This is a genomic window from Pseudomonas sp. UBA7530 (genome assembly GCF_002479365.1).
Lineage (GTDB): Bacteria > Pseudomonadota > Gammaproteobacteria > Pseudomonadales > Pseudomonadaceae > Aquipseudomonas.
Genome location: NZ_DLMS01000001.1, coordinates 525,466 through 531,842, shown reverse-complemented (window position 1 = coordinate 531,842; position 6,377 = coordinate 525,466). Strand labels below are relative to the sequence as shown.

6 protein-coding genes are annotated in these 6,377 nt (G+C 64.3%); 5 read left to right on the top strand and 1 reads right to left on the bottom strand.

All coding sequences use genetic code 11. The features are described 5' to 3' along the window. Positions 1-277: 277 nt before the first annotated feature. From B2U07_RS02570 to B2U07_RS02550, 5 genes are all read left to right on the top strand, one after another. Positions 278-1,723 (top strand): PLP-dependent aminotransferase family protein, encoded by a 1,446-nt coding sequence (locus B2U07_RS02570; RefSeq protein ID WP_197857278.1) that lies wholly within the window; start codon positions 278-280, stop codon positions 1,721-1,723. 86 nt (positions 1,724-1,809) lie between these two features. Continuing rightward, positions 1,810-3,510, top strand: coding sequence for a VWA domain-containing protein (locus B2U07_RS02565; RefSeq protein WP_197857276.1), 1,701 nt, complete (start codon positions 1,810-1,812; stop codon positions 3,508-3,510). Continuing rightward, on the top strand, positions 3,507-4,079 hold the full coding sequence (locus tag B2U07_RS02560) for an RNA polymerase sigma factor (RefSeq protein ID WP_197857274.1): 573 nt from the start codon (positions 3,507-3,509) through the stop codon (positions 4,077-4,079). The genes B2U07_RS02565 and B2U07_RS02560 overlap by 4 nt, the downstream gene beginning before the upstream one ends. Beyond that, positions 4,076-4,750, top strand: a complete 675-nt coding sequence (locus B2U07_RS02555) for a hypothetical protein (protein WP_275544803.1) — start codon at positions 4,076-4,078, stop codon at positions 4,748-4,750. The genes B2U07_RS02560 and B2U07_RS02555 overlap by 4 nt, the downstream gene beginning before the upstream one ends. Positions 4,751-4,840: 90 nt before the next feature. Then, entirely contained in the window at positions 4,841-5,332 is a 492-nt protein-coding gene (locus B2U07_RS02550) for a hypothetical protein (protein WP_275544804.1), read from the top strand. Between the two features lie 167 nt (positions 5,333-5,499). Here B2U07_RS02550 and B2U07_RS02545 read toward each other — a convergent pair whose 3' ends face one another. Then, positions 5,500-6,324 carry an SDR family oxidoreductase gene (locus B2U07_RS02545; RefSeq protein WP_275544805.1) on the bottom strand — a complete coding sequence of 275 codons (825 nt, stop codon included), beginning with the start codon at positions 6,322-6,324 and terminating at the stop codon, positions 5,500-5,502. Positions 6,325-6,377: the final 53 nt, after the last annotated feature.

The following is a 6,377-nucleotide window of genomic DNA, read 5'->3' as shown; positions in this document are numbered from 1 at the left end:
AGGGGCTGGGGGAGAGGGCTGAAAATTCCGCAAGACTGCCAGTTTCCCCCTCTCCCTAACCCTCTCCCCTCAGGGGCGAGGGGACTAATCGCCTGCGACCACTTCTTATGTGAACAGCATTACGGCGCGTCCGGGGTTTTTTATGCATTGAAGATAGCGGCGACGCCGCGTTTTTCCCGCAGACCTTGCCGTATCAGAAAAACAGATTGCATCTGTGCCGGTACAATTGTGTAGCAATAGGTTACTGTTATGCTCCATTGACCCGGAGAATCTCGCCATGACCAATCTGCTGCTCTATCAACGCATCGCCCAGCAGTTGGCCGAGGATATTCGCCGTGGCGTCTACCAGCCGGGCGAGCGTGTGCCCTCGGTGCGCAAGATGAGCGCGCAGCTCAATGTCAGCCACGCCACGGTTTTGCAGGCGTACGCCAATCTTGAGGACCAGGGGCTGATCCGGGCGCGGCCGCAGTCGGGCTTCTATGTTCACCAGACGCCAGCGCTGACCGCGCCGACGCCCGATATTGCCAAGGTCGAGCGGCCGGGCCTGGTCACCCGCGCCAGCATTATCAATCAGGTGCTCACCGAGTCACGTCGTGAGGGCGTGTTCCCGCTGGGCGCAGCGGTGCCGCATGTCGATTACCTGCCGGTGCGCGCGCTGCACCAGCAACTGGCCAAGGTCACTCGTTTTCACAGCCCGCGTGCCTTCAGCTACATGTTCAGCCCCGGCTTCGAGCCGTTGCGCCGCCAGGTGGCGATCCGCATGCGCGATGCCGGCGTGGTGGTCGATCCCTCGGAAGTGGTGATCACCCATGGCTGCGTCGATGCGCTGCAGATGAGCCTGCGCGTGCTGACCAAGCCGGGCGACCTGATCGCAGTGGAGTCGCCAACCTATTACGGTCTGCTGCAACTGGCCGACTTGCTGGGGCTCAAGGTCATCGAGATCCCGTGTGACCCCACCACCGGCATCAGCCTGGAAGCGCTGCAACTGGCGGCCAACCAGTGGCCTATCAAGGCGCTGGTGCTGACTGCACGGCTGTCCAATCCATTGGGCGGTACCATTCCCGAGGAGCGCCAGCGCCAGTTGCTGCGCCTGGCCGGTGATTATGATTTCCAGATCGTCGAGGACGATATCTACGGCGAGCTGATGTTCGAACAGGGGCCGACCAAGGCGCTCAAGTCGCATGACCGCGACAGCCGGGTGATCTATTGCTCGAGCTTCTCCAAGACGCTGTCGCCGGGAGTGCGCATCGGCTGGATCGTCGCCGGCAAGTACCAGGACGAGATTCAGCGCCTGCAGACCTTCTCCACCCATTCGGCGTGCAGCGTCACCCAGATGGCGGTGGCGGCCTACCTGGAGAATGGCGGGTACGACCGCCATCTGCGGCATATCCGCCAGGAGTACCGCAAGAACCTCAGCGCCTTCCAGTTGGCGGTGCAGCAGTACTTCCCGGCTGGCACGCAGATGACCCGCCCCAAGGGCGGCTTCATCCTCTGGGTCAGCCTGCCGGCAAGGGTCAACACCAAGGATCTGCACGTGCGTGCGCTGCAGCAGGGCATCTCGATCGCACCGGGGCTGATCTTCAGCAACACGGAGCAGTTCAACCACTGCGTACGCCTCAACTGCGGCATCCCGTGGAATCGCGAGGCGGAAAGGGCGCTGATGACGCTGGGCATGCTGGCCACGCAGCTGTGCCAGGAGGCAGGTGGCTCCTGGGAGGATTGAAAATGATCCTTCTGGCTTAACCCGATTCGTCGCAGTGCTGCGTCTACCTGAGCGAAGGTCTCGTGCCATTGCTCAGGAGATGCACCATGTCCGCTTATTCCGCGTTGCTCGTTCGTCCGTTCGCCGTCGGTTTCTCGGCTGGAACCTTGTTGCTGCTCGCCGCCTGCAGCGCTTCTGGCCCGGAGCCGGAAGCCCAGGCCAGCTCGCAGCCGGCGGCGACGCTCGTACGTGAACGACTGCCTGCACCCGCAGCGGCCGAAATGCCTGCCGAAGCCAGCCACAAGCGCATGGCGACCCTGGCCTATGCGCCGGCCCCCATCGCCGATGGCCTGCCGCCAAGCTACCGTGACGAGTCGCGCGAGCAATATCAGGCCTATGCCGACAACCCGGTGTTCGCTGTCGCCGAAACGCCGGTATCCACCTTCAGCATCGACGTCGATACCGGCAGCTACGCCAACGTGCGGCGCTTTCTCAATGGCGGGCAACTGCCGCCGAAGGACGCCGTGCGCCTGGAAGAACTGGTCAATTATTTTCCCTATGCCTATCCGCTGCCGCAGGGCGACGTACCGTTCGGCGTCAGCACCGAGCTGGCGGTGACGCCGTGGAACCCGCAGACGCGGCTGCTGCGCATCGCCATCAAGGCCTCGGATCGCAGTGTGGACGAGCTGCCACCGGCCAACCTGGTGTTCCTGGTCGACGTGTCCGGCTCTATGCATCGCCGCGAAGGCCTGCCGATGGTGCAGGGTACGCTGAAGCTGTTGGTCGACCAGCTTCGCCCGCAGGATCGCGTCTCGCTGGTCACCTATGCCGGTGATAGCCAGGTGGTGCTGGACTCCACGCCCGGCAGCGACAAGGCGAAGATCCGTGCGGCCATCGATCAACTCAGCGCGGGTGGTTCGACGGCGGGCGAGTCGGGCATCCAGCTGGCCTATCAGCAGGCCGGCAAGCATCTGATCGACGGCGGCATCAACCGCATCCTGCTGGCCACCGACGGCGACTTCAACGTCGGCATCAGCGACTTCGACAGCCTCAAGCAACTGGCCGCCGACAAGCGCAAGAGCGGCGTCTCGCTGACCACCCTGGGTTTCGGCGTGGACAATTACAACGAGCGTCTGATGGAGCAGTTGGCCGATGCCGGCAATGGCAACTACGCCTATATCGATAACCTGCGCGAGGCGCGCAAGGTACTGGTCGATCAGCTCGGCTCGACCCTGGCCACGGTGGCCAGCGACGTGAAGCTGCAACTGGAATTCAACCCGAGCGAAGTCAGCGAGTACCGCTTGCTGGGCTACGAGAACCGCGCGCTCAAGCGCGAGGATTTCAGCAACGACAAGGTCGATGCCGGTGATATCGGTGCCGGGCACACCGTCACCGCGCTGTACGAGATCGTCCCGGCTGGTGGCAAGGGCTGGCTCGAGCCGCTGCGCTATAAGGTCATCACTCAGCCTGCGCTCGAGACACGCGAGCTGGCCTGGCTGCGGATTCGCTACAAGGCGCCGGGGGAGGCGAGCAGTCGCCTGCTGGAGCGGCCTATCGCGCGTGCCGAGGCCAAGCCGATGAACGCTGCCAGCGAGGACCTGCGTTTCGCCGCTGCGGTTGCGGCCTTTGCCCAGCAGCTTAAGGATGGACGCTATACGGGCGATTTCGGTCTGGCGCAGAGCATCGAACTGGCGCGCTCGGCCAAGGGCGAGGATCGCTTCGGCCTGCGCGGCGAATTCATCCAGCTGGCCGAAATTGCCCAGAGCCTGCAAACTTCCGGCTCCACACCAGTAAGAGTCCAGCAGTGAACGCACCTCTCACGGATGACGACGCCGCTCTATTGCGGCGTTACCGCCGCGGCGATGCCACGGCCTTCAACGCGCTTTACCAGCGCCATCGGCTGGGCCTGTTCCGCTTTCTGCTAGGCCTGTGTGGCGATCATGCCCTGGCCGAGGAAGTGTTCCAGGAAACCTGGATGAGCCTGATCCGCAGCCAGAGCGAGCAGCGCGAGACGGTGCTGTTCAAAACCTGGTTGTACCAGATCGCCCGCAATCGCCTGATCGACCACTGGCGCAAGACGGGCCGTCATCAGGCTGGGCATGACGAATACGATGAAGGCCAGCACGCCCAGGCCGACCCGCAACCGGGCCCGGAGCAGTTGTGGGGCCTGAGCCGCGATAGCGAGCGGCTGCAGGCGGCACTGGCCGACCTGCCGGAAGATCAGCGCGAGGTGTTCCTGCTGCGCGCCCATGGCGATCTGGAATTGAACGAGATCGCCGAGTTGACCCGCACGCCGGCCGAGACGGTCAAGAGCCGTCTGCGCTATGCCCTGCAGAAACTGCGCCGGCTGCTGGCCACCGAGGAGTTGTCCGCATGACCCATGAACGAGAACCGCTGGATCACGAACAGGCGCTGTTGGCGCATTTCCGTGCCCATGGCAGCGGCGAACCCTCGGCCGAGCTGGACGCGCGTATCCTGGCGGCGGCCAGTGCGGCTGCCCGAGAAACGCATCAACCCGATAAGCCGGATTCTGGCTGGGCGCAGCGCTTGCACCAATGGCTGTTCGGCAGCGGACGCCAGCGCTGGTCAGTGGCCGTGGCCGGGCTTGCTTGTGTTGGGATCGGCGTCAGTCTGACCTGGCGCACGCTGGAGCAGACGCCCGACAACTTCGATGCAGTCCCGCCCAGCATGGCCATGAGCCCCGCTGCTCCGGCTCCCGCGCCGATGGCGGCCAAGCGCGCCGCAGAGCAGCAGGCGGCACCGACAGCTACCCCGCAGGAGCGCATGAGAACCCAGGTCATGGCCCGCCAGGCCCCCACTGCCGATATGGCTGAGGCGCCGGTGGCCAGCGCCGCCGCAATCGCGCCGATGGCCGAACTGGTGACCCAGAGCGAACCGCGGGAGGCGCTGCTGCATTTGCTGGAGCTGCGCAAGGGTGGCCAGCAGAAGGAGGCGCAGCGGCTGCTGGAGCAACTGAAGGCCGACTACCCGCTACTGGATATCGAAGCCGAGCTCGATCATCTGGCTAATGAGCCAGAGAGTGAATGAGCAGTTGGGTAAAAGTCGTGTAAGTCGGCTTGTCAGGCGCGCCCAGGCGGAGGAGCATGGGTGCGTTATTGATCGAGTTACCCTAGTCCCATGATGCGTAAGTTCCTGCTGTTACTACTGTGCCTGGGTTGGCTGAGCGCCTGCGAGCGCGAGCCGGAGCCTGTCGCGCAGCAATCCGAGCCTGAACCGGCAGCGGTGGCAACGCCTGAGCCCGTTGCCGAGGTCGTCAAGCCCAAGCCTGTCGAACCGGCGCCGCCTGCCAAGGCAGTCGAAAGCAAGCCCGCGGCGCCCAGCGAAGCGCCGGTGGCGGCCAAGCCCAAGCCTGTTGCGGCGCCACTCAAACCGGCAGGGCCTGAGTCGAAGCTGGCGCTGGATCTGAGCGTGCCGCAAGAGTTGTTCGCCGAGGCCGTGGAGAGCGAAACCCGCGAAGAGCTCTCTTCCCTGCTGCCGCCGCTGTTCGCTGAGAAGCCCGTTGCCGAGAGCCCGTTCCAGATCAGCGGCCGGCTGATCAGCAACGAGCGGGTGGACGACTACTGGGATTCCATCGAGGGCGCCGAGGTGCAGTTCGAGTTCAAGCAGTAGTCGTCTGGAGGGCAGGGATCGCCCGGATAGTCCAGCGCGGTAGCAACCCGTCATCGGTGAACTGGCGGGTTGCACCCGCCCTACGGCAGAGTCCTGACTCTAGTCAGCCCGGTCCGAGCACGGATTTACCCGGATTGCATCCGGGCTACGGCGCCAACGCCGAGGCTTCAATCGACGAACAGGTCGGGCACCAGGCTGCCGCCAGCGGGATCGAAACGGTACTGCTCGAAGTTGCTGACGCCTCGTTCGCGCAGGATGTCTTCGTCGATCAGCAGGCGCCCGGTGAGGCTACGGCCCTGGCTGGTCAGAATCGCATGGGCCGCGTCGGCCATGATCGCTGGCGTGCGTGCGCGTTTGAAGGCGTCGCGGCTGCCCAGCTCGAACTCGATGGCGGCGGTGGCGATCATGGTCTTCGGCCACAGCGAGTTGACGCTGATGCCGTACTTCTTGAACTCCTCGCTCATACCCAGGGTGAGCATGCTCATGCCGTACTTGGTGACGGTGTAGGGGCCGTGCTGGGCGAACCACTTGGCGTCAAGGTTGAGCGGTGGGGAGAGGTTGAGGATATGCCCGCCCGCGCTCTGTTTCAGATAAGGCAGGGCTGCCTGGCTGCAGACCATCACCGCGCGGGTGTTGATCTGGTACATCAGATCGAAGCGCTTGGGTTCGAGTTTCTCCACGCCCACCAGCTTGATCGCCCCGGCGTTGTTGACCAGGGCGTCGATACCGCCGAAATGCTCGGCTGCCTTTGCCATGGCGGCCGCCACGGCCTGTTCGTCACGCACGTCCAGCTGCAGGGCCAGGGCCTTGCCGCCAGCGGCTTCGACCTCGGCGGCGACGCTGAAGATGGTGCCTTCCAGTTTCGGGTGGGGCTCGGCGCTCTTGGCCGCGATGACGATGTTGGCGCCATCCGCGGCGGCCTTGAGGGCGATTTCGCGGCCGATGCCACGGCTGGCGCCGGTGATGAACAGGGTCTTGCCGGAAAGGGACATGGGCGTGCTCCGGTATTGTTGTTATTGGGGCGTAGGGAGTTTGAGTATTCGTC